Here is a 21,813-nt window from a genome sequence, read left to right as displayed (position 1 = left end):
CCTCGTTCGCCGGGCGGTGCCGGTGCGCACAAGCGCACCGGCACCGGTGTGATCACCAGAAGCAGACGATGGCGTAACCACAGCCGGCGAAGTCGTCGCAGCTTCCGACGCCGAGACACTTCGTGAGCTCGTCGAAGTCGCCGATCTCCTGGAGGGCGGGGGGCTCGTAGATCGCGGACATGGGTTCCTCCCAGATGGTCTGGTCGTTCGGGCCGACCTGTTCGGCCCGTGACCTGTCTGGGAAACTACGGGGCGGCATGTCCCACAGGCATGGGACAACTGCCTCATGCACGTCCCGTCAGGCGTCCCAGCGGCGGTGCCGGAGGTAGCCGGCGGCGAGCGCCGCCACGGTCCACACGAGCAGCACCGCGAATCCGCCGTACGCGTCGTGCGGGGAGTCGACGGTGAGCATCCGCATGCCGGCCTGGTCGGGGAAGTACCGCGCCACTTCCTTGGTCGCGCCGATGACGGAGAGGATCTGGGTCCCGGCGAGCACCATCGGGAGCAGCACGGCCAGGGGCAGGACGGCGCTTCGGGCCATCGCGGCCACGCCTGCCGCGAACAGGCTCATCAGCATCAGGTAGACCACCGCGCCGGCCAGGGCGCGGGGGACGCCGCTCGCGTCGATCGAGGCGCCGTGGGATCCCAGGGCGATCTGGGTGACCAGGTAGCTGACGACGATGACGGGGACCGCGATCGCCGCGGCGGCGAGGGCGGTGACGGTCATCTTCGCCGTGTAGAGCCGTCCTCGCCGCGGCACGGCGAGCAGCGAGACGCGCATCATGCCCGACGCGTACTCGCTGGAGACGATGAGGACTCCGAACACGATCAGGGCGAGCTGGCCGTAGAGGATGCCGTCCAGGCCGGCCTGCTCGGCGGTGAAGTCGGAGCGGAGCGCGGGGCTGTCGGATTCGATCGCGCCCTTCGCGGACCAGCCGCCCAGAGCGGCGATGAGGACGCTGACAGGGACGAACAGCAGCAGCGCGACGAACGTACTGCGGATGCCTCGCAGCTTGGTGAACTCAGCCCGGATGGCCGCGACCGTCTCAGACATGGGTGTTGCTTCCTCCGTTGCCGGTGAGCTTGAGGAAGGTGTCCTCAAGGGATGCCGTGTGGGTGCTCAGCTCCTCCAGCGGGAGCCCGCTCACCGAGGCCAGCCGGCTGATCTCCGCCGCCGGCATGCCGTCGACCTCCAGGCTGCCGTCCGGCAGGAGCCGCAGCGAGACTCCCTTCTGTTCCAGTTCCCTGTTGAGCCGCAGGGGTTCCTCCGTCCGCACCCGTACGTAGGTCCGTCCGTGGCGCCGGATGAAGTCCGACATGCTGGTCTCCGCGAGGAGTTGGCCTCGGTTGATGACGACCAGCTGGTCCGCGACCATGGACATCTCGGTCATCAGATGGCTGGAGACGAGTACGGTCCGGCCTTCGCCGGCCATCGAGCGCAGCAGTTCGCGCAGCCACCGGATGCCCTCCGCGTCAAGGCCGTTGACCGGCTCGTCGAGCACCAGGACGGGTGGGTCGCCGAGCAGGGCGGCGGCCAGGCCGAGCCGTTGGCCCATACCGAGGGAGAACGTTCCGATCCGCCGCCCGGCCGCCCCGGTGAGGCCGACGGTCTCCAGGACCTCGCCGACCCGTTGCCGGGGGATCCGGTTGCTCTGCGCGACCCACTTCAGATGGTCGGTGGCGGTCATGCCGCGGTGCGGCGCGGACGTCTCCAGCAGGGCGCCGACATGCCGGGCGGGGTACCTCAGTTCGTGGTAGTCGCGGCCGTCGATCGTCGCGGATCCGGTGTCCGGGCGGGTGAGGCCGAGCATCATCCGCATCGTCGTGGACTTCCCGGCTCCGTTGGGACCGAGGAACCCCGTGACGGTTCCCGGCCGCACCGTGAAGGTGAGGCCGTCCACGACGGTGTGCTGCCCGTACCGCTTGGTCAAGTTCTGGACGTCGATCACATGGTGAGTCTGGTCGGACGTCACGGCGTCCGCATCGGTCCCGCGACGGGACTGCCGGACGGCCTTCGCGTGCCGAAGCCATACCTGCGGATGAGTCCGGCTCAGTACGGCAGCGTCGCCAGGACCTGGAATCCGCCGCCCGGCCGCGGTCCGGTACTGAGGGTGCCGCCGTGCGCGGTGATCCGTTCCTTCATCCCGACGAGGCCCATTCCGCCGCCGGGCACGGTCGGCCGGTGCCCCGGCCCGGGACCGTCGTCGGTGACGTCGATCGTCAATGTGCCCTGCTCCGCGGTGAGGTGCACCCGGCAGCCGGTCGGCGCGGCGTGCTTGGCCACGTTGGTCAGCGCCTCCTGGACTATCCGGTACGCGGACAGCGCGACCCCGTCCGGGGGTTCCTCCGCGCCCAGGGACCGCAGGTCGACGCGTACGCCGGCCGCCTCGGCCGTCCGGACGAGAGTGGGCAGGTCGGACAGCCCGAGCACCGGCCGGAGGTTCCGGGCGCCGCCGTCCTGCTCCCGGCGCAGCACGTTGAGGGTGGCCCTCATGTCGCGCAACGCCCTGCGGCTGATGTCCTCGATCACCTTGAGTGCCTCTCGTGCCTCCTCCGGGTGAGTGGCGACCACGTGGTTGGCGACACCTGCCTTGATCGCGATCAGGCCCACGCTGTGCGTGACGACGTCGTGGATGTCACGGGCGATACGGAGGCGTTCCTCGACCTTCGCCTGCTCGGCCGCGTGCTCGATGGCGCGTCTGGTGCTCTCCCGTCGTTCCCTGACGGCCGACCCCGCCGCCCAGGTGACGCCGAGGACGAGCAGCCCGAACAGGACCTGTACGGCCCTGGTCCCGCCCTGGTAGCTCTGCCCGCCCGTCGCCGTGAGCAGGACCGCGCCCGCCGCGCACAGGCAGGCGATGAACACCGCGGACCGGCCCGGTCGTCGCCTTCTCGTCGTGGCCACCGTGTACAGGGCGTACGCGGTGGCCAGGAACGGGATCGGTCCGACGCCCACGGCCAGCGCCACGCAGGCTGCGGCCAGGACGGACCCGAAGACCGGCACGGGCCACAGCCGCCGGGCGACCAGCGGAAGCGCGGTGCTCAGCGACAGCAGCCACACGGTGCCGTCGCTCACCTCGCCGCCGAGGTCCGGCCGCAGCACGGCCACCTGCGGGAGCAGCGCGAACACGAGTGCGGCCAGCACATCGAGCATGACCAAGCGCCGTCGAGGGACATCACCCATGCCGTGAACGTATTGGTTCGCTTCGCGGGACGTCCAACGCATTCGCACGGCTGCCCCTCTGCGGCGGTCCGATTTGCGACTGTGAGTCACAGGTCGATCATTTTTGCCCGGGCTGAGAATTCCCTGTGAATCAAAAATGGCCACATCCATGTCGCCCGCGAGGCATCCGACAACCACGAACCCGGCCACCGGACTTCCCGTCGATTCGCCTCCCCCAGGGTCGAAATCGCAGGTAACGGCAAGGCTCTACCCCGGTTCGGACAGGTCTGACAACGCCCTCTTGCGCGGATCGCCCGCCGAATCATGCCCCCCTGGCCGATAGTCACCCAGCAAACGGAACCACATCCATCCACTTAAGGGGTTGACTTGCGTTCCCCTCGATTGCCTACGCATACTCGGCATCAGCAGTGTGCAATGCACCCTTCCTCTCATTCGAACGAATGCTGACCAGAAGGAGACCCGTGCAACTTCTGAACGTTGTCGGGCCACTGCTCTCTCATTCATTTCCAACGCGTTGGGCGCGCACGCGCCGGTCACTCGATCCATGAATTCGCAAGAGGAGAAGGGCACCCTTCTCCTGTTCGGCATGGAAATCAGACACGGGGGTCACGTCAATCCATGGGAATCAACCTGTTCATCATCAGCGACAGCCCGGTTGTCCTCGCCGGTCTGGAAGCGATCATCGATCAGGATGAGAAATTCAGTCTCGTCGGACGCGCAGTGGGAAACTCCGACGGCATACGATGTCTCGAAAAGGCCGAGTTACAGCCGGACGTCGTCATACTTGGCGAGCCGTCCTCGAAGAGAACAATCTGCGAGAGCGTACAACAAATTGTCTCGAAATATCGCCGCGAGAAGTCACGGCCCAAGATAATCGTGGTGTCGCAACAGGACGACGACGATGTGATCGTCGCCGCCCTGCGGGTCGGCGTCAACGGCTATATCGCGCGAATCAGATCCTCCGAGGAACTGGTTCACTCGCTTCAGATAGTGGCCGAGGGAGGCGCCGCCTTCAGTCCGACCATAGCCTCACGGCTCAGCGGATACTTCTCCATGATGCAGAGCCTGCCAGAGCTGACTGGATTTTCCGATCTGACGAGTCGGGAACTGGAGATCCTGGAACTGCTCGCCAACGGACTGGGAAACCAGCAGATCGCCCGGCGGCTCTACCTGGCCGAAAAGACGGTGCGCAACTACGTCTCGCGGATCTTCGCGAAACTGGAGGTGCACGACCGGGCCACGGCCGTGGTGCTGGCACGCGACGCCGGCCTGGGCGGGCACACAGGGGTACTGGCCCCCGCGCCCTGATCGCCTACTGGTTGGTCCTGGGCAGCCCGGGCGGGTTGATCTCCGACTTGGTCACGGCCTCGTCGGACAGGCCCCAGCGCTCCAGCACCTTGCCGTACGTGCCGTTCTCGATGATCTCGTTGAGCGCGGCGGCGAGCGGCTTCACCAGGCCGCTGTTCTTCTTGGTGGTGGCCGCGATGAGGCCCTGGAGGGTGGATCCGGCGCCGGAGTAGGTGCCGACGACCTCCGTCTTGCCGCCGGCGGCCGCGTGATAGGCCGCGGTCGGGTTGGGGCCGAGGTAGAGGTCGATACGGCCGGACTGGAGGGCGAGATAGGTGTCGCTGTCGTTCTGGTAGTACTTGATGTCCACCGGCTTCAGGCCGGCCTTCTCGTCCTCCTTGCTCCACTCGATGAGCAGCTTCTCCTGGTTGGTGCCACTGCCCACGGCGATGGTCTTCCCCGCCACGTCCTTGGGCCCGCTGATCTTCAGACCGCTGCCCTTCTTCGCCTCGAAGCCCAGGTTGTCCTCGCGGTAGGTGGCGAAGTCGTACTTCTCCTTGCGCTCCTCGGTGACCGTGATGTTGCTGAAGCCGACGTCGTACTTGGCGCTGTCGAGGCCGACGAAGATGTTCTCCCAGGACACGGTGTTGAAGTCCGGCTTGAGGCCGAGCACTTCGGAGACGAGGTACGCGAGGTCGGACTCGACGCCGATCCTGGTCTTGTTGTCGGTGGCGTAGAAGCCCAGCGGGGCGGCGCTGCCGGAGGAGGCGACGATCTCCAGCGTGCCTCTCTCACGGATCTTCGCCGGGAGTTCGGCGGCTATGGAGTCGACCTTGCCGGTGGTGACACGGTTCTGGTCGGGACTCAGGTTGATCTTCGTACCGCTGCCGGCGCCCTTCGTGGCCGCGACCTCGGTGGTACCGCCGTCCGAGGGGTTGGCGCAGGCGGCGAGGACCAGGGCGGAGGCGAGTCCCAGAGCGGCTGCGGTGGATCGGCGGGCGAGGTTGATGGACACGGTCTTACTCCTTGCAGGGGTGGGTGAGGAAACGCGCGGGCCGGACAAGTGGCCGCGGTTCAGAGGACCTTGGAGAGGAACGCGCGGGTACGTTCGTGCTGCGGGGCGTCCAGGACCGCCGTGGGCGTGCCCTGTTCGACGATGACTCCGCCGTCCATGAACACCACGGTGTCGGCGACCTCGCGGGCGAAGCCGATCTCGTGGGTCACGACGATCATGGTGGTGCCGGTGCTCGCCAAGTCCTTGATGACGTCGAGGACTTCGCCGACCAGTTCCGGGTCGAGGGCCGAGGTGGGCTCGTCGAAGAGGAGCACCTTGGGTTCGAGGGCGAGTGCCCGGGCGATGGCGACGCGCTGCTGCTGCCCGCCGGACAACTGCCGTGGATAGGCGTCCTTCTTGTCGGTGAGACCGACCCGGTCGAGGAGCCGCTCGGCGGTGGCGACGGCCTCCTTGCGCGGGCGGCGCAGCGCGGACACGGGCGCCTCGACGAGGTTCTCCAGCACGGTGAGGTGCGGAAAGAGGTTGAAGTTCTGGAAGACGAACCCGATGTGCGTCCGCTGCTTCAGTACGTCCCTCTCCCGCAGCTCGTGCAGTTTGTCGCCGGAGCGCCGGTAGCCGATCAGCTCCCCGTCGATGCTGATCCAGCCGCGGTTGACCTTCTCCAGGTGGTTGATGGTCCGCAGCAGGGTGGACTTGCCCGAACCGGAGGGGCCGAGGATCACGGTGACCTCGCCCGCGCGGACCTGGAGGTCTACGCCGCGCAGCACCTCCAGCGGGCCGAAGCTCTTGTGCACGCCCCGGACATCGACCATCACGCCGGTCGCATCGGTCACATCGGTCACGTCGCTCATCGCTTGCCTCCGGCGAGGTTCAGGGGGACGACCGGCCCGCCGCGCTGGGCAGCTGCGGCACGCAGGTCGCGTACGAAGCGCCGTACGCGCTGGAGCGGGGTGGGCGGCGGGGTGCGGTCGGCGCCCCGGGCGTAGTGACGCTCCACGTAGTACTGGACGACCGTCAGCAGGGAGGTGAGTACGACGTACCAGGCGGTGGCGACCAACAGCAGCGGGATCACCCGGCCGTTGCGTCCGTAGATCACCTGGACCTGGTAGAAGAGCTCGCCGATCGCCATCACGTAGACGACCGAGGTGCCCTTGAGCAGGCCGACGATCTCGTTGCCCGCCGTGGGCAGGATGGCCCGCATCGCCTGCGGGAGCACGATCCGCCGGATCTGCCGCAGCCGGGGGATGCCCAGCGCGGCGGCGGCCTCCAACTGGCCCTGGTCGACGGCGATGACACCGCCCCGGACGATCTCGGCGGAGTACGCGGCCTGATGCAGCGTCAGTCCGATGATCGCGGCGCCGATGGTGCCGATCAGGGTGTTGCTGTCGACGGACCAGAACACCGGCCCGAAGGGGATACCGACGCCCAACCGGTCGTACAGGGCCCCCAGGTTGAACCAGAACACCAGCTGGACGATCATCGGGATCGAGCGGAAGATCCAGATGTAGGTCCAGGCGACGGTCTGCAGCACCGGGCTCCTCGACAGTCGCATGAAGGCCAGGACCGTGCCGAACAGGAAGCCCAACACCGCTGCGTACGCCGTGAGTTGGAGGGTCACGCCGACCGCCTGGACGATCGTCTCGGACAGCACGTAGTCGCGGAAGACACCCCACTCCCACACCGGGTTGGTGAACAGCCCGTGTGCGAACTGCGCGAGCAGCACGACCACGGCGACGGCCGCCGCCCATCGGGCGTAGTGACGGACGGGGACGATCTTGAGCGAGGCCGGGTCGTCCGGACTGGGCGGGGGTGGCGAGGCGGGCGAGGCCTCGGTGTCGCCGGGTGGCGCGGCTCGGTCGGTGGTGAGGCCCATGGTGAGGTTCCTGTCCGGGGATGAGGGTGAGAGGTGATCGGGGTTGACGGTTCACTGCGGGCCGTTGGGGGCCGGTCGCGCCCACGCGGCGGAGCCGCACATGGGACACAGCCCCGCGCCCCTCACGGGGCTCTGGTGCGCGCCCTTCTTCACCGGAACCGCCTACGCGAGGTGCTTTTCGAAGGGGAGCTTGCCGATGGTTTCCGGGTCGGCCGCCGTGTCGAAGAGCGGTGTGTAGCCGGTGGCCAGGTAGAGGCCGCGGGCTTCGGGCTGGCGGGGACCTGTGGTGAGGCGGATCCGCCGGTAGCCGCGCGCTGACGCCTCGCGCTCCAGTTCGTCGACGACCCGGCGGGCCAGGCCGCGGCGCCGGTGGGCGGAGTGCGTCCAGATCCGCTTCAGCTCCGCCGTGCCCGCGTCGTACCGGCGGAACGCGCCGCCCGCGACCGGCTCGCCGTGTTCGAGGAGCAGGAGCAGGACACCGCCGTACGCCGTCGTGAACTCCTCGTCGGGATAGCGGGCGAGTTCGGCGTGGGCGTCCTTGCCGTAGCGGGAGGAGTACTCGTCGCCGAGCTCACGCAGCAGGGGCTCCACGAGGGGGTCGGACACGGTGACATGACGTACCGTCACATCACTTGTCCTCTGCGGTGGTTGTGCGACGGAGGTCATGCGTTCACCGCCGCCGCGAGCACCTGCGCACCCCGTGCCGCACGCTCGGCGTCACGCTTGGCGACCTCCTCGCGGACGATCGGGATGACGTGCCGGCCGAAGTCGATGGCGTCGCCCAGCAGGTCGTACCCGCGGGCGGAGAGGATGTCGACGCCGAGGTCGTAGTAGTCGAGGAGTGCCCGGGCCACGGTCTCCGGGGTGCCGACCAGAGCGTTGGAGTTGCCCGCGCCACCGGTGGCGGCGGCGGTCGGGGTCCACAGGGCACGGTCGTAGCGCTCGCCCGCCTCGGCTATGGCTATCAGTCGCTGCGAGCCCGAGTTCTGCGGTTGGGCGTCCCCGGCGTGGCGCCTGCTGATCGACTCGCCCCGCTGCTTGCGGGCCTTGATGGCGCCGACCGTACGGTGGGCCTTCTCCCAGGCCAGTTCCTCGGTCGGGGCGATGATCGGGCGGAACGCCACCTGGATACGCGGCACTTCGGTGCGGCCCGCCGCCCTGGCGGCGGCCTTCACCGCCTCGATCTGCTCGGCGGTCCTCTCCAGCGGCTCGCCCCAGAGGCAGTAGATGTCGGCCTCGGCACCCCCGGCGGCGTACGCGGCGGGCGAGGAACCGCCGAACGAGACGTTCGGGCGCGGCTGTTGGACGGGGAAGACGTCGCTGACGAAGTCGTGGAAGCGGTAGTGGTCGCCCTCGTGGTCGAAGGGCTCGTGGGTGGTCCAGATCTTCTTGACGATCCGGATGTACTCGCGGGTGCGGGCGTACCGCTCGTCCTTGGTGAGGGTGTCGCCCTCGCGGCCCTGTTCCCGGTCGTTGCCGCCGGTGATGAAGTGCACGGTCAGGCGGCCGTCGCTGATCTGGTCGAGGGTGGCGAACGTCTTGGCGGCGAAGGTCGGGTAGGAGACGTTGGGGCGGTGGGCCAGCAGGATCTGGAGCCGCTCCAGCCTGCTCGCGATGTACGCGGCGGCCGGCGCGGGATCGGGCGAGCCGGACCCGTAGGCGAACAGCACCCGGTCCCAGCCGTGGTCCTCGTGCGCACGGGCGAGCCGGAGCGTGTACTCCCTGTCGAAGGCGGCGCCGGAGCGCGGGGTGGTTTCGGAGCCGTCGTTGGTCGCGGCGATGCCAAGGAATTCCACGGGCATGGAGAACGGCCTTTCTCAGGTTCCCCTGAACCGTCTCGACCGGCGGGCCCCGTACGCGAGCATGGCTGAACAGCCCTGCGTACGGCCGCACTTGACGACACGTCAGGAAGAAGGGGGAGACAGAAAGGAGTGCCGGAAGCACAGAAGGAAGGAAAGAAGGTGAGGGCCGGTCAGACGGCCCGCTGCCGAGTCAGGCGCGACACGCGGCGGAGCACACTCGACAGAGGTCGATGTGGCCGCGCGTAACCAAGCGCTGCTGCTGGGCATCCATGCGAACAATTGAGCAGTACGTCTCGCCGTACGTCAACCACCGCCCGGATGCCGGACAGCCGGAGCGGGGCGGTGGGGTCTCGGTGCGGAACTCACTGCCGGGGCCGGAAGTGCGCCCCCGTCGACTCTTCCCCGGTGATCGTGGCCACGCAGCGCATGACGCGCAGACCGTCGGCGTACTGGGACTCGGTGGGCGGGAGCACGTCGATGGTCCAGCGGGCGGGGTCGATCTTGAGCGCGTCGCCGTGTCTGGACGCGGCCAGGACCTTGGGCGAGCAGAGTCTGAGCACGTCCGGGTGGGCCTCCAGCTCGCGCTGGTTGTTGGTCATCCCGTCGGACGGGAGCGGGGCTATCGCGAAGGTCTCCCACGGGTGTGACACCAGGCAGTCGGAGCGGTTCACGGCGACGACGCCGACGGTGACGACCATGCCGCCCCAGCATTCGGCGGTCGTGGTGCAGCGGCCGCGCATACCGGCGACGCCGGTCGCCGGGCAGTCCTCGGTCGTCGTCGGGACGCCGAAACCGGCGTTCGCGTCCTGGGCCGCCCCACCCGTACCAGAAGCGGAAGCGGAAGCGGAGGATCCACCGGCGGGTGCCTCGGTCGTCGACGGCGGCAGGTACCGGTAGGCCATCGTCCCGCCCGTACCGACGACGACCACCGCCACGGCAGCGACGGACAGCCGCACGCTCACCTTCGTCCGGCGCGGGGTGGCGGCGGAGGGCAAGACGGTGGTGGGCAGGGCCGCAGACGGAGCGAGAGTGGGCGCGAGAACCGGAACGGGAACAGGAACGGAGGTCGCGTCGCCCGCTCCGGTCAGGTCCACGGCGGCCAGCGCGTCCCTGAGCGCCACCGCGCTCGGCAGCCGGTCGGCGGGGTCCGGGGCCATGGCATGGCGGAGGACCTCGGTGAAGCTGGGGTTCACTCCAGGGAGGTCCGGCAGGGGCCAGGTGTGCCGGACGATGACCTCCGCGATGCCGAGGCTGCCCTCCGCCGGGAAGTGCGGGGGTCTGCCCTGCACGAGGGCGTAGATCGTGGCGGCGAGGGAGTACACGTCACCGGCGGGGGTCGGCTCGGCCAGCCGGAACGCCTCCGGCGGGGCGTACGCGGGTGTCAACGCCTCCCGGGTGACCGACAGTTCCTGGCCGGGGCGGGGCATCGCGGCCAGCCCGAAGTCGGCGAGGCCGACACTGCCGTACCGGTCGATCATGATGTTGCCGGGCTTGATGTCGCGGTGGAGTACGCCGGAGGCGTGGGCCGCGGCCAGCGCGTCGGCGATGCGTACGCCGATGTCCCGCGCCTCGGCGGCGGAGAGTGGGCCCTGTTGGTGGAGCCGGTCGCCGAGCGAGCCGCCGGGGCACAGCTCCAGGACCATGTACGGGCGGCCGTTGTCGAGGACCCCGGCGTCGTACACCGCCACCACGTGCGGGTGGCCCGACAGTTGACCGGCCGCGGTGACCTCGCGCAGGAACCGCTGCCGGTCGCGGTCGGTGTCCAGTACCCGGCTGTCCATCTTGAGGGCGACCTCGCGGCCCACGGTCAGTTGCCGGGCCCGGTACACGGTGGCGAACCCGCCCTGGCCGAGCACCTCGGCGATCTCGTAACCGGGCACGCCCGTACGTTCGAACTGCATGCTGCCGTACTCCCCCACCAGCGAGGCCGACCGCCCCGGTCGGGGTACCGGACCGGAGGGTTGAGAGCGCCGAGAGTAGTGCACGGGAAACCGGCGGGCGCTCCCGGCCGGGGCGATGACATGCTGGCCGGGTGAGCAGACCGGAGATCGTCATCAGTTTCGCCCCTGAGCTGCGGCTTTTCGTCCCGTCCGAGCGACGTGCCGGGCCGACGACCGTGATCACCGACGGGTCGTCCTCGCTGGGGCATGTGGTGGAGTCACTGGGCGTACCGCTCACCGAGGCCGGGCGGCTGCTGGTCGACGGCCGGGAGGTACCGGTCTCCCATGTGCCGGGCGCCGGCGAGACGGTGGAGGTCGGTGCCGTCGTCAGACCGCAGTCGGTGCCGGGGGCGCCCCTGCGGTTCCTCCTCGACGTGCATCTGGGCACGCTCGCCCGCAGGCTGCGGCTTCTGGGCGTCGACGCCGCGTACGAGAGCGAGGACATCGGCGACCCGGCGCTGGCCGCGTTGTCGGCGGCCGAGCAGCGGGTGCTGCTCTCCCGGGACCGGGGCCTGCTGCGGCGCCGGGAGCTGTGGGCGGGCGCGTACATCTACAGCGACCGTCCGGACGACCAACTCCGCGACGTACTGGCCCGGTTCGCGCCCCCACTCGCGCCCTGGACGCGGTGCACCGCCTGCAACGGACGGCTGGAGCAGGCCGACAAGCAGACCGTGGGCGACCGGCTGGAGGACGGGACCCGGCGTACGTACGACGTCTTCGCGCAGTGTGCGGTCTGCGAGCGTCTGTACTGGCGGGGCGCGCATCACGCGCGGCTGGAGGCGATCGTCGAGGGCGCGCTGAGCGAGTTCGGCGGGGCGGCCGGCCTGTCGGCGTGAGCACGCCAGGTCAGCCAGGTCCAGAAGCCCACGCATGTGATCCGGCTCACGATTGGGGCATCGACCGGCGGTTACGGGGGGAGACTCCGTAAATAAAGATGCAGGCATCATTTGTGTCACCCGTCCGCCCTCACCCCTTCTGTTCCTGGACACCACCCCGTCACGCGGACTGGGAACGCTCCTGCTGTCCCGCTTGCCTCGCTCTTCATTTCCCCCCGTCCGCCCCGTTCCGCGTGGGCGCCACGCGGAAGGACGACGCGCGCTGTGTCCTCATTGCCGATAGTTCCCATAGCCCCGCCCGCTCCGACGGTCCAGCCCTCTCCCCTGGGCACCCCGGACCGTCCTTCCGCGGTCTCCCGCTTTCGCCGGATCCCCGGTGCCCGGCATGCCCGCCGGGTGCTCTGTCTGCTGCCGCTCCTGCTCATCGGGGTCTGGGCGGCGGACAACTGGCAGGTTCTGCACGACGGCGCCCGGCAGCTCACCACCGCCGACCCCGGGTGGCTGGCGATCGGGGGCGCGTTCACGCTCCTGTGCTGGGTGTCCGCCGCCTTCGCCCGGCAGGGGGCGATCCCGGAGCGGCTGCCGCCCGGGCTGCTGCTGGCCTCGCAGTTCGCCGCCGGGGCCGCGAACAACGTCCTGCCGGCCGGTCTCGGCGCCCACGCCGTCACCCTGCGCTTCCTGACCGGCCGTGGCATCCCGCTGGCCCGGGCCACCGCTTCCCTCGCCCTGTACTCACTGGTCAAACCGGTGGCGAAGCTCCTGTTGATCCTCGCGCTCCTGGCCACCTTCCCGACCTCCCTGGCCACCGCCGACCTCCTTCCGGACCAGGGGACACTGCTGCCCATCGTCGTGGGCGTGGTCGCCACGGTGATCGTCGTGACGCTGGTTCTGGCCCTCGTACGTCCGCTGCGGCGCCCCCTGCTCGAAGGTCTGCGCACGGCCCTGACCGACGCACGGCGGCTGCACACCCGGCCGGTCCGCGTCGCCGCGCTCTGGGGCGGTGCCGCGGGCTTCTCGCTCTGCCAGGCGGCGGTGCTGGCCAGCGTCGGGGCCTCGCTCGGACTGCCGATCGCCTGGCCGGACGTGGTCTTCGCCTACCTCGCCGCGAGCGCCGCTGTCGGCGCCGTGCCCGCGCCGGCCGGGATCGGTCCCGTCGACGCGGCCCTGGTGTTCACGCTGGCGGCTATGGGCGCCCCGATGTCGCTGGCCGCCGCGACCGTCGTCGGCTTCCGCGTCCTGACGGTCTGGCTGCCACTGCTTCCGGGCGCCCTCGTGCTGTCCATGCTGGTGCGCGCCAAGGTGCTGTAGCGCACTCGGGTTCAGTCCCTGCGGGCCACCAGACGGTACGCGTTGGACACGCCCAGGCGGTGGGAGACCGGCCGCACGGCGAAGCGGTCCAGCAGGGTGCCCAGGATCAGCGCCGGGACGCCGGCCAGCAGCAGGGCTCCGCGCAGCGTGCGGCGCAGGGCGTTCGGGGGGTGCGGCAGCCACGGGAGGTTGTCGCGCGGGGCGGCGTTGTCGAGGGCCAGCCAGACGGCGGCGAGCAGGTCGACGGGGTCGTGCGGCTCGGCGTGCTGCTCCAGGACCACGGTGAAGCCCAGATCGGTGAGCCGTCGCCGGAGGTTGTCGACGGGGACGAAGTGCAGGTGCTGCGGCTGGAGCCAGGGCAGCCACCAACGGCCGAGCAGCCGGGCGTAACGGCTGTCGGGGTCGGGGACCTCGATCACCAGGTGTCCGCCGGGACGGATGGCCTGCCGCGCGGCCTCCAGTTCGCGAGGCGGCTCGGTGCTGTGCTCCAGGTAGTGGAACATGCTGACGACGTCGTAACGGGCGGCCAGTTCGGGGGCCAGCTCGGTGAAGCTGCCCCGGTAGCCGCGCTCGACGCGCCCCGCCCGCTCGGCGAGTTCGGCGCCGTCGGTGAAGTCGAGCCCGTCGAAGGTCGTGCCGGGGTGGACGACCCGGGCCGACTCGCAGAAGTGGCCGTGGCCGGTGCCTACGTCGAGCCAGTTCTTGGGCGAGTCGTCGAAGGGCAGCAGGGCCCGGGCCCGCTGCTCGTACATCTTGGTGCGGCTCGCGAAGGTGTTGCCGAGCTGCTTCTCGCCGAGTCCGTCGTAGAAGTCGCGGTAGTAGAACTCCAGTCCGGCCGCGCTGAGCCGGGGGTTCTGGAAGGTGTGCCGACAGTCCTGGCAGCGGTCGAGCACGAACCGTCCGGGCTTGTGCTGGAGCAGGTCGGTGGTCCGCAGCCGCGTCTCCAGCCGGGCGGATCCGCACCAGGGGCAGCTGGTGCGCGGGGGTTCGAAGAACCGGTCGAGGCCGAAGGCGAGGTCGCCCTGGTACGTGGGCCGGAGGGCTGCGACCTGCTCGTTGCGGGTCGGGGTGGGCCGGCCTTCCGGTGCTGTCGGTGCGTCGGCCTCGTGCTCGTGCTCGTCGTCACTCATACCGTCTCCTTGGCGGGCGCGCCGATGGCGAGTTGCTCAAGATGGGTGGCCGCAGCGGAGGCACCTCCGGCGGCCCGGAACGCGGTGCGGATCCGGCCCGCCGCGAAGCGGTATCCGGGCTCGTGCAGTACGGCGTCGATCGCGGCGCCCAGTTTCGGCGCGGTGACCCGGCCGAACCGCACCCGGATACCCGCCCCGGCCGCCGCGACCTGCCCGGCGACCACGGGCTGGTCGTCCCGGATGGGCGCGACGACGAGCGGCACCCCGTGCCAGAGCGCCTCGCACACGGTGTTGTGCCCGGCATGGCAGACGACGGCGTCGACCCGTTCGAGGAGCGGGAGTTGGGGGACGGAAGGAACGATCAGCACACCTTTGTCGTCCTCCCCGCCCGGGGTGCCGCCGAGTACGCCCGCCGGGTCGACGATCACCGTCTGCATCCGGTCCGCCCGCTCGCGTACGGCAGCCCGACACTCGGTCAGGAAGCGTTCACCGACATCGGTGTTGGCGGTACCGAGGGTCACGAGGACCGTGGGGCGGGCGGGGTCGAGCCAGTCCCAGGGGAAGCCGGGCGGGGCGGGCCGGTCGGCGACGGACGGGCCGACGTACCGGATCTGGTCGCCCGTCCGGGCGTCCGGGCCGACGAACTCCGGTGTGCTGAAGGCGAGTACGAGGTGCGGGGAGAACCGCGGATCGGCGGTGCCCGTGCTGTCGCCGACGCGGCTGCGGAGGCCCATGAGCAGCTCGTCCAGCCACTCGGCGACCTTGGGCATGCCGGACAGTACGTCGGTGAACTCGGCGGAGGTGGTGGCCGAGGTGGCCCACGGCAGGCCCAGCCGCTCGGCGACCAGGCCGCCGGCGAGGGCCTGTTGGTCGGCGACGACGACGTCCGGCCCGAACTCCCGCACGGCGGCGACGACTCCGGGCGCCATCTCCTCGGCGAGGGGGGCGAGGAACCGTTCCCAGAGGAACTTCAGCGCCTCGGGCCCCCGCATGTCCGGTGGCCGTACGCCGACACCGGAGCCGGGGACGGGCCCGGCGCACGGGAACACGGTGGTGTCCACCCCGGCGAGCCGTCGTACGAGTCCCGGATCGGCGCACGCCCAGGCCGACTCGTGGCCCCGCGAGGCGAGTTCGGCGGCCACCCCGACGGCCGGGTTGATGTGTCCGACGAGCGGCGGCACGACGAACAGGAACCGGCTCACCGCGCTTCCGCCCCCGCCAGCTGCACCGGAACGGTCGCACCGAGGATGAGAGACAGGATGTGCCCACCGACCGTGCCCGACGCCTCGACCAGCACCGAGTGTTCGTGCCCCGGCACGACGACAGTCCGGCAGTCGGGCAGCACGGACTCCATCCAGGGTGCCAGCTCGGCGAGGTCCGAGTCGCCCCCGTACACGCCAAGTACCGGGCAGCGTACGGACGTTATCTCGCCCTCGGTCAGTACGCGGCTGGCCGGGATGTCCTGGGCGAGGGTGGTCTCGCGGGCCAGCCGGGCGGCGCCCTTGGCGAGGCGGGCGGTGTTCTGGCTGCGGTTGGCGGTGATCCAGGCGATGGCGTCGGCCTCGTTGTGGGCGAGTTCGTGCATGACCCGGCCGAGGATGCCGTCGAGTTTGCCCGCCCAGGCGGCGGTGGCCGGTTCCGACTCGATGAGGGAGACACTGGCGGCGCGCTCGGGATGGCGGGCCGCGTATCCGAACGCGACTGTCCCACCGTAGGAGTTGCCGACGAGATGGACCGGTCCGGTCACCTCAAGGCGGTCGAGGAGGGCCTCCAGGTCGTCGATGTTGTCGTCGAGGGTGTAGCCGGTGGCGGGGCGGGTGGAGCGGCCGTGGCCACGCAGGTCGTACATGACGACATCGATGCCGGAGGCGGCGAACGCCGGTGCCACGGTGAAGTAGTAGCTGGCCAGACTGTCGGTGAGCAGGCCGTGCACGAGTACGGCGGTCGCGGTGACCGGCCGTCCGCCGCGCGGGCCGATGCGCTGGGCGTGCAGTCGCAGACCGCCGCCGATGTCGACGTGTCCCATGGTCAGTTCGCCTCCGCCGCTTTGAGGCTGGCGACGACGTGCTCGACGAGCCGCCCGACGGTGAGTTCGATGATCTCGTCGAAGTCCATCCCGGCCAGGAACTCGGCGAAGTTGACCCGGTTGCCGTACCTCTCCTCCAGCAGCCCGGCCAGGGTCACCAGGTCGATGCTCTCCAGCTCCAGGTCGCGGTTGAAGGTGGTGTCCATACGGATCTCGACGTCGTCGATGCCGTACTCGTCGAGGAGGGTCGCGAGCATGCCCCTGACGTCGGCGAGCACGGCCTCCTCGCCGACGGTTCCGATCCTTTGCCCGTTGAGGCTACTCATCGCTCCAACTCCCCTTCTTCTGCTGTGACTTCCTGGGCCGATCCGGTTGTCCAGGCCACGACGTACTCTCTGTCCGGCAGGCCGGGGGGATTGCCCGTCTGCTCGCAGTGCACGGTGTAGACGGGTGCGAGCCGCCCGGAGACGGTGAGCCGGTCGCCCTCGTCCGTGGCCTCCCGTACCGCGAAGTCCCTTGGCCGGCCCTCGAATCCGGTGCCCTCCGCCTTGGCGACCGCTTCCTTGGCGGCCCAGAAGCGGGTGAACCAGAGCGACTCGGAATCGCCGGTGGCCGCCGACCTGGCCCGGAGCAGCGTGAGTTCGGCCGGTCCGAGGGCGGTGGTCAGGGTCGAGGCGTCCCGGTCGACGACCTCCTCGATGTCGATACCGGGCCCGGTGCCTGGCATGGAACCGGGCGTGGAACCGGGTCGACGAGGTCGTACGATCGCCACGCCCGCCTCGGCGCGGTGGGCCAGCGAGACGTCCAGCGGGGGCAGGTGCCGGCCGTGCAGCCCGGTGACGTACGGCCGCCCGGTCGCGTCGTTGTGCACCTGGATCTCGGCCGGGAACACCTCCCCCTCGCCCTCGTGGTCCCAGAGCCACCTGCGTACCGCGTCCTTGGCGGCGATCCGGCCGAGCAGCCACTGTCTGCGGCCTCGGGGCGCGTGCCGCTCGTACTGCGAACGTTCCTCTCCGCCGAGGGAGTTGCGCATGATGAGGTCGCGCGAGGCGAGGTCGGGCCAGCGTTCGTGGAGCAGTACCCAGGCGCCCGGCCGGGCCTGGGAGAGGGTGTTGCGGCCGGGGAAGCGTTCGACGGGCCTGGTCTGCGGGTCGTTGTCGAAGCGCCGGTCCTGCCAGCCGCTGAGCACGGCCCAGACCCGGCCGCCGACGGTCAGTTGGACGTCGGCTTCGAGGACGGTGTCGGTGAGCGAGGTGATCCGGACGAAGCAGTCGACCTCGGTGCCGGGTTCGGGGTGCTGCCCGTAGAACCTCATCTCCCGCATCCCGACCGGGAACACGACCGTCCGTTCGGTGCGCGTCGCCATGATCCAGTACCCGAGGATCTGCCCGACGTTGTCGAGGAGCGAGCCGGGCGCGGGCGGGGTCGTGATGACTCCCCGTACGTGTGCCTCGCCCATCGCGGTGAGTTCGGTGACCCCCTGGAAGGCCGGGCCGTGGAACATCCAGCGCTCGGCGTAGAGCTGGGCGGCGGTGTGGTCGGGGGTGCGTTCGGTGGTGGGGTCGATGGGCCAGGGGGTCGGGCGGACCGCCGACTCCGGGTATCGGGCGGAGAGTTCGACGGTGGCTCGGGCTCGGGGACCGAAGGAGACGGCGCGGTGGGTGGAGGCCGTGGGGACGGAGGCGACTGTCACCTCCACGTCGCGGGGCGGGGTGGCGGTGAGCCACTGGTCGAAGCGGGCGCCGTGGACGGCCACGGCCACGGCTCGGGTTCCCGGTTGGGTCTGTTCCGCCGCTCGCTGGGCCTCGTCCATCATGTGCTGCACGATCGTCGTCGCCGGGACCACCGGCCACCGGTCGGCCACGTCGGGCCAGTCGGCACGCTGCGGGAAGAAGCAGTGGTCGAGGAGGTACGGCATGGTGTCCGGGGAGACGCGGACCGTGGTGCGCCAGGGGGGTGGGGCAGCCTCGGCGGGCGGTGTCGGGGTAAGTGGCGCGGCGCCAGGGGCGGTTGACCGGGGGCGCGGAAGCGGGGACCGAGGTGCCGGGCTGGTGGCGGGCGATGCGGAGCGGCCGGTGGGCGTGCCGTAGCGCTGGGGAGAAGCCCCGGCGGGTAGCGAAGGGGTTTGCCGGGAAACGCCGACGGGCGACACTGTCACCTGCCGCGAAGCCTCGGCGGCCGTCGCGGAGGCCTGCCGGGGATCCCCGGCGAACGCGCTGGAGCCGCCCGGATCCAGCGCGGCACCCCCGGTGTAGGCCGCGGCGGAACCCGGACGGCGGTGGCCCGCGCCGATCAGCTCGGCGGCCGTGTCCGCCGTCTCCCGGAGCAGGGCGCCGAGTTCGGCGGCGGCCGGGAAGCGGCCTGCGAGCGCGTCCAGCGACGACGTCAGCGCGGCGGCGCCCGGGAGTCCGGCAGTACCGGGTGCCTCCGTGACGCCCAACACCCCAGCGGCACGCCTCCGTTGAACCGCCGCCCCAGCGACGGCGGGCCCGGCGAGACTCAGTCCCGAACCCAGTTCCGCACGCAGTCGCGTGAGGGTCTCCTCGTCGAGGGAGACGAGGGCGCCGCCCAGGTCGAGGCGGACGGGCGGTCGTCGGGACGGCCGGTCCCCCCGCACGGAGGCCGTCGCGCGGGCCTGATCCGTGGAGCGGTCGGAGGGACCGGCAGTGTGGGGAGCGGAGTTGCCGACGCCGCCAACCGGCAGCGCCGGCACCATCGCTCGGCCGGACACCCACAACGCCGTTGCCACGCGCCGGAGTTGCGCCAGCCCGTCGCGGTGCGGGGAGTTGGCGGCGACGACCAGATGATCGCGCCCCGCCAGCGTGTCGCCGATGAGCGAGCCGAGCTGGCCGGTGCCGACCTGGATGAAGGTCCGGTGTCCGGCCGCGTACATCGCCTCGACCAGCTGCCGGAAGCGCACCGGTTCCAGCAGATGCCGTACGAACAGCTCACGCACCGCCGACTCGCCCGCCGGGAAGGGCGCCGCCGTCGTCCCCGACCAGACCGGAACCGTCGGGGCCCTGAGCCGGAAGCGGCTCGCGGCCTGCTCGATCGGGGCCAGGTAGGGCGCCAGCATCGGTGTGTGGAAGCCGGACCGGAAGGGCAGCACCTGGCTGAGCACACCCCGGGCACGGAACGCCCGGACGAACTTCTCGACCGCCGTGTCCGGGCCGCACACCATCGACTGGCTCGGCGCGTTGTCGTGCGAGAGCACGATCCCGGCGTCCGCCCAGTCCTCCTCGGCGAGGGCCGCGAGAACCCGTTCGGCGGACGCGCCGAGTGCCCCGAACGCAAGCCCCGGCACGCTCACCGTGTCGGGGTCGAAGGTCGCCATGAAGGCCCCGACCTCGTCGCCGTCGTACAGCCCGGCTGCCGCCATCGCCGTCCACTCGCCGACGCTGTGCCCGGCCACCGCGTCGGGGACGACGCCCATGCGGCGCAGTGCCCGGTCGAGCAGCAGCCCGACCCCGACGACCCCGAACCCGTGCCGGCCCACGTCCCCGACCTCGGCCCGTTCGCCGGCCGGGAGTACACCGTCCAGACCGAAGTGGGCGGCGATGTCGTCGACGCGAGGCTCGAAGTCGCCTTCGAGACCCGGGAAGACGAATGCCAGATCTCCCAACTCCCCTTTCCTGTCAGCCCGTAGCGGCTCCTGACGGAACCAGACGTCGCTACGGCCCTGCCATGTCCGCCCCTTGGCGACCGCCCGGCGTGCCAGCGTGAGCCGCTTCGCGGTCGGGTCGACGATGCCGAGCCGGGTGGGCCCGGCCTGCGGATGTGCGCGGGTGGCGTCGAGACCGGTGGCGAGTACGGCCGTGTCGTCCGCGTCGAGCAGAGCGGCGAGGGCCCCGGGGGTGTCGGCGGCGAGCAGGAGGACGCGCTCGGGCTCGACGACGGTCATCGTCGGCCGGGGGGACGGCACGGGGGAAGCCTCCCTTCTCGCACGCGCCCCGGGCGCCTCCTCCAGCACCACATGCGCGTTGATCCCGCCGAACCCGAAAGCGTTGACCGCCGCCCGCCGAACCGGCTGCTCGGCCGTGGTCTCCCAGGGCGCCGCCCGGTCCAGCGGGCGGAACCGGGTGGCCGCGAGGGCCGGGTTCGGGTCGTCGCAGTGCAGGGTGGGCAGGAGCATGCCGTGGTGGACGGCGAGGGCGGCCTTGACCAGGCCGGCGACCCCGGCGGCGGGCATGGTGTGCCCGATCATCGACTTCACGGAGCCGATCACGGCCGGACTGCCACCGCCCGCGCCTTCGCTCCCGCGAGGCCCGAACACCTCGGCCAGTGTGGCCAGTTCGGCCGCGTCACCGGCGGGGGTCGCCGTGCCGTGGGCCTCCAGCAGGCCGACCGAACCGGGCTGGGCGGGGTCGAGTCCGGCGGCCCGCCAGGCCTGCCGTACGGCGTGGGTCTGGCCGCCGGGGTCGGGGTTGACGAGCCCGGCGGCGCGGCCGTCGCTGGCCACGCCGGTGCCCCTGATGACGGCGTAGATCCTGTCCCCGTCGCGCTCGGCGTCGGCGAGGCGCTTGAGGACGACCACGCCGGTGCCCTCACCGATCAGGATGCCGTCGGCACCCCGGTGGAAGGGGCGGATGCGCTGGCTGGGCGAGAGGGCGCGGAGTTGGGAGAAGACGCTCCACAGGGTGATGTCGTGGCAGTGGTGAACTCCCCCGGCCAGCATCAGGTCGCAGCGCCCGGACGCCAGTTCGTTCACCGCCTGGTCCACGGCCACCAGCGAGGAGGCACAGGCCGCGTCCACGGTGTACGCGGGTCCGCGCAGGTCGAGCCGGTTGGCGACCCGGGAGGCGGCGAGGTTGGGGACGAGCCCGATCGCCGACTCGGGGCTGTCGGGACCGAGCCGGTCCGTGAACGCCGTACGGACACGGTCGAGTTGGGCGGAATCCAGCTCCGGCATCAACTCACCGAGTGTGCGCACGAGTTGACTGGCCGTACGGACCCGCTGGTCGAGCCGGACCAGGCCGGGGGTGAGGTAGCCGCCCCGGCCGAGGACCACGCCGATGCGGTGCCGGTCGGGAAGGTGGTCGTCGCCGCCCGCGTCGGCGAGGGCCGCGGCGGCCACGTTGAGCGCGATGAGCTGGTCGGGCTCGGTGCCGGAGACGGAGTTCGGCATGATCCCGAACCGGGTCACCTCCACCTCCGCCAGCCCGTCCACGAACCCACCGCGCCGGCAGTACACCTGGTCGGCGACGGCACGGCCACCGGCGGAGTCCGGCCGGTAGTAGGCGTCCGCGTCCCAACGCCCGTCCGGTACGTCGGTGATGGCGTCCGTCCCGGCGAGCAGGTTCCGCCAGTAGGAGTCGAGGTCGGCAGCGCCGGGCAGCAGCACCGACATGCCCACGATGGCCACGGGTGTCGACGTGCCGCCCGAGGACCCCGTGTGACGATCCGTCATGTCGG

At 70.8% G+C, this 21,813-nt stretch carries 18 protein-coding genes; 3 read left to right on the top strand and 15 right to left on the bottom strand.

The features are described 5' to 3' along the window. Nucleotides 1–52: 52 nt before the first annotated feature. The 4 genes from OHN74_RS29925 to OHN74_RS29910 all read right to left on the bottom strand — a co-directional run bounded on the left by OHN74_RS29925 (nt 53) and on the right by OHN74_RS29910 (nt 3,184). Entirely contained in the window at nt 53–181 is a 129-nt protein-coding gene (locus OHN74_RS29925; RefSeq protein ID WP_272173227.1) for an aborycin family tricyclic lasso peptide, read from the bottom strand. 117 nt (nt 182–298) lie between these two features. Beyond that, complete coding sequence (locus OHN74_RS29920; RefSeq protein WP_327697685.1) at nt 299–1,054, bottom strand: ABC transporter permease; 756 nt, start codon at nt 1,052–1,054, stop codon at nt 299–301. Then, complete coding sequence (locus OHN74_RS29915) at nt 1,047–1,949, bottom strand: ABC transporter ATP-binding protein (RefSeq protein ID WP_327697684.1); 903 nt, start codon at nt 1,947–1,949, stop codon at nt 1,047–1,049. Before OHN74_RS29915 ends, OHN74_RS29920 begins: the two co-directional genes overlap by 8 nt. 101 nt (nt 1,950–2,050) lie before the next feature. Continuing rightward, nucleotides 2,051–3,184 (bottom strand): sensor histidine kinase, encoded by a 1,134-nt coding sequence (locus OHN74_RS29910; RefSeq protein ID WP_327697683.1) that lies wholly within the window; start codon nt 3,182–3,184, stop codon nt 2,051–2,053. Nucleotides 3,185–3,802: 618 nt separating this feature from the next. Here OHN74_RS29910 and OHN74_RS29905 point away from each other — a divergent pair. Next, nucleotides 3,803–4,492, top strand: coding sequence for a response regulator transcription factor (locus OHN74_RS29905; RefSeq protein ID WP_327697682.1), 690 nt, complete (start codon nt 3,803–3,805; stop codon nt 4,490–4,492). Between the two features lie 4 nt (nt 4,493–4,496). Here the strand turns inward: OHN74_RS29905 and OHN74_RS29900 are convergent, their stop codons facing one another. From OHN74_RS29900 to OHN74_RS29875, 6 genes are all read right to left on the bottom strand, one after another. Then, the gene (locus OHN74_RS29900) at nt 4,497–5,486 is read right to left on the bottom strand and encodes an ABC transporter substrate-binding protein (protein WP_327697681.1); all 990 of its coding nucleotides are present in this window, start codon (nt 5,484–5,486) and stop codon (nt 4,497–4,499) included. Nucleotides 5,487–5,545: 59 nt separating this feature from the next. Beyond that, complete coding sequence (locus OHN74_RS29895; protein ID WP_327697680.1) at nt 5,546–6,337, bottom strand: amino acid ABC transporter ATP-binding protein; 792 nt, start codon at nt 6,335–6,337, stop codon at nt 5,546–5,548. Continuing rightward, nucleotides 6,334–7,359: an amino acid ABC transporter permease gene (locus OHN74_RS29890; protein ID WP_327697679.1), complete on the bottom strand. Its 1,026-nt coding sequence runs from the start codon at nt 7,357–7,359 to the stop codon at nt 6,334–6,336. Before OHN74_RS29890 ends, OHN74_RS29895 begins: the two co-directional genes overlap by 4 nt. Before the next feature lie 162 nt (nt 7,360–7,521). After that, entirely contained in the window at nt 7,522–8,025 is a 504-nt protein-coding gene (locus tag OHN74_RS29885) for a GNAT family N-acetyltransferase (protein ID WP_327697678.1), read from the bottom strand. Next, nucleotides 8,022–9,161, bottom strand: coding sequence for an LLM class flavin-dependent oxidoreductase (locus OHN74_RS29880; protein ID WP_327697677.1), 1,140 nt, complete (start codon nt 9,159–9,161; stop codon nt 8,022–8,024). Before OHN74_RS29880 ends, OHN74_RS29885 begins: the two co-directional genes overlap by 4 nt. A 362-nt stretch (nt 9,162–9,523) precedes the next feature. Continuing rightward, nucleotides 9,524–11,062: a serine/threonine-protein kinase gene (locus OHN74_RS29875; protein ID WP_327697676.1), complete on the bottom strand. Its 1,539-nt coding sequence runs from the start codon at nt 11,060–11,062 to the stop codon at nt 9,524–9,526. 131 nt (nt 11,063–11,193) lie between these two features. On the opposite strand from OHN74_RS29875, the gene OHN74_RS29870 reads away from it, so the two are divergent. Together OHN74_RS29870 and OHN74_RS29865 are read left to right on the top strand one after the other, a co-directional pair. After that, the gene (locus OHN74_RS29870; protein ID WP_327697675.1) at nt 11,194–11,937 is read left to right on the top strand and encodes a Mut7-C RNAse domain-containing protein; all 744 of its coding nucleotides are present in this window, start codon (nt 11,194–11,196) and stop codon (nt 11,935–11,937) included. A 264-nt stretch (nt 11,938–12,201) separates the two neighbouring features. Beyond that, nucleotides 12,202–13,245, top strand: coding sequence for a lysylphosphatidylglycerol synthase transmembrane domain-containing protein (locus OHN74_RS29865; RefSeq protein ID WP_327697674.1), 1,044 nt, complete (start codon nt 12,202–12,204; stop codon nt 13,243–13,245). Nucleotides 13,246–13,256: 11 nt separating this feature from the next. Here the strand turns inward: OHN74_RS29865 and OHN74_RS29860 are convergent, their stop codons facing one another. The 5 genes from OHN74_RS29860 to OHN74_RS29840 are packed head-to-tail and all read right to left on the bottom strand — an operon-like array spanning nt 13,257 to nt 21,808. Beyond that, the gene (locus tag OHN74_RS29860; protein WP_327697673.1) at nt 13,257–14,375 is read right to left on the bottom strand and encodes a class I SAM-dependent methyltransferase; all 1,119 of its coding nucleotides are present in this window, start codon (nt 14,373–14,375) and stop codon (nt 13,257–13,259) included. Continuing rightward, nucleotides 14,372–15,577 (bottom strand): glycosyltransferase, encoded by a 1,206-nt coding sequence (locus OHN74_RS29855; RefSeq protein ID WP_327697672.1) that lies wholly within the window; start codon nt 15,575–15,577, stop codon nt 14,372–14,374. The genes OHN74_RS29860 and OHN74_RS29855 overlap by 4 nt, the downstream gene beginning before the upstream one ends. Then, nucleotides 15,574–16,401, bottom strand: a complete 828-nt coding sequence (locus OHN74_RS29850; RefSeq protein WP_327697671.1) for an alpha/beta fold hydrolase — start codon at nt 16,399–16,401, stop codon at nt 15,574–15,576. The genes OHN74_RS29855 and OHN74_RS29850 overlap by 4 nt, the downstream gene beginning before the upstream one ends. 2 nt (nt 16,402–16,403) lie before the next feature. After that, nucleotides 16,404–16,727, bottom strand: a complete 324-nt coding sequence (locus tag OHN74_RS29845) for an acyl carrier protein (protein ID WP_327697670.1) — start codon at nt 16,725–16,727, stop codon at nt 16,404–16,406. Continuing rightward, nucleotides 16,724–21,808: a polyketide synthase gene (locus tag OHN74_RS29840; RefSeq protein ID WP_327697669.1), complete on the bottom strand. Its 5,085-nt coding sequence runs from the start codon at nt 21,806–21,808 to the stop codon at nt 16,724–16,726. Before OHN74_RS29840 ends, OHN74_RS29845 begins: the two co-directional genes overlap by 4 nt. Nucleotides 21,809–21,813 lie beyond the last annotated feature (5 nt).

The organism is Streptomyces sp. NBC_00459 (assembly GCF_036013955.1).
In the GTDB taxonomy this organism is placed as follows: Bacteria; Actinomycetota; Actinomycetes; order Streptomycetales; family Streptomycetaceae; genus Streptomyces.
This window is presented reverse-complemented; position numbering and strand designations above follow the sequence as displayed.

Bases quoted from the DNA above. Each gene is read 5' to 3' on its own strand.
- OHN74_RS29880 (WP_327697677.1), bottom strand. From the start codon at position 9,161: ATGCCCGTGGAATTCCTTGGCATCGCCGCGACCAACGACGGCTCCGAA.
- OHN74_RS29905 (WP_327697682.1), top strand. From the start codon at position 3,803: ATGGGAATCAACCTGTTCATCATCAGCGACAGCCCGGTTGTCCTCGCC.
- OHN74_RS29895 (WP_327697680.1), bottom strand. From the start codon at position 6,337: ATGAGCGACGTGACCGATGTGACCGATGCGACCGGCGTGATGGTCGAT.
- OHN74_RS29910 (WP_327697683.1), bottom strand. From the start codon at position 3,184: ATGGGTGATGTCCCTCGACGGCGCTTGGTCATGCTCGATGTGCTGGCC.
- OHN74_RS29840 (WP_327697669.1), bottom strand. From the start codon at position 21,808: ATGACGGATCGTCACACGGGGTCCTCGGGCGGCACGTCGACACCCGTG.
- OHN74_RS29860 (WP_327697673.1), bottom strand. From the start codon at position 14,375: ATGAGTGACGACGAGCACGAGCACGAGGCCGACGCACCGACAGCACCG.
- OHN74_RS29920 (WP_327697685.1), bottom strand. From the start codon at position 1,054: ATGTCTGAGACGGTCGCGGCCATCCGGGCTGAGTTCACCAAGCTGCGA.
- OHN74_RS29875 (WP_327697676.1), bottom strand. From the start codon at position 11,062: ATGCAGTTCGAACGTACGGGCGTGCCCGGTTACGAGATCGCCGAGGTG.
- OHN74_RS29850 (WP_327697671.1), bottom strand. From the start codon at position 16,401: ATGGGACACGTCGACATCGGCGGCGGTCTGCGACTGCACGCCCAGCGC.
- OHN74_RS29845 (WP_327697670.1), bottom strand. From the start codon at position 16,727: ATGAGTAGCCTCAACGGGCAAAGGATCGGAACCGTCGGCGAGGAGGCC.
- OHN74_RS29925 (WP_272173227.1), bottom strand. From the start codon at position 181: ATGTCCGCGATCTACGAGCCCCCCGCCCTCCAGGAGATCGGCGACTTC.
- OHN74_RS29885 (WP_327697678.1), bottom strand. From the start codon at position 8,025: ATGACCTCCGTCGCACAACCACCGCAGAGGACAAGTGATGTGACGGTA.
- OHN74_RS29890 (WP_327697679.1), bottom strand. From the start codon at position 7,359: ATGGGCCTCACCACCGACCGAGCCGCGCCACCCGGCGACACCGAGGCC.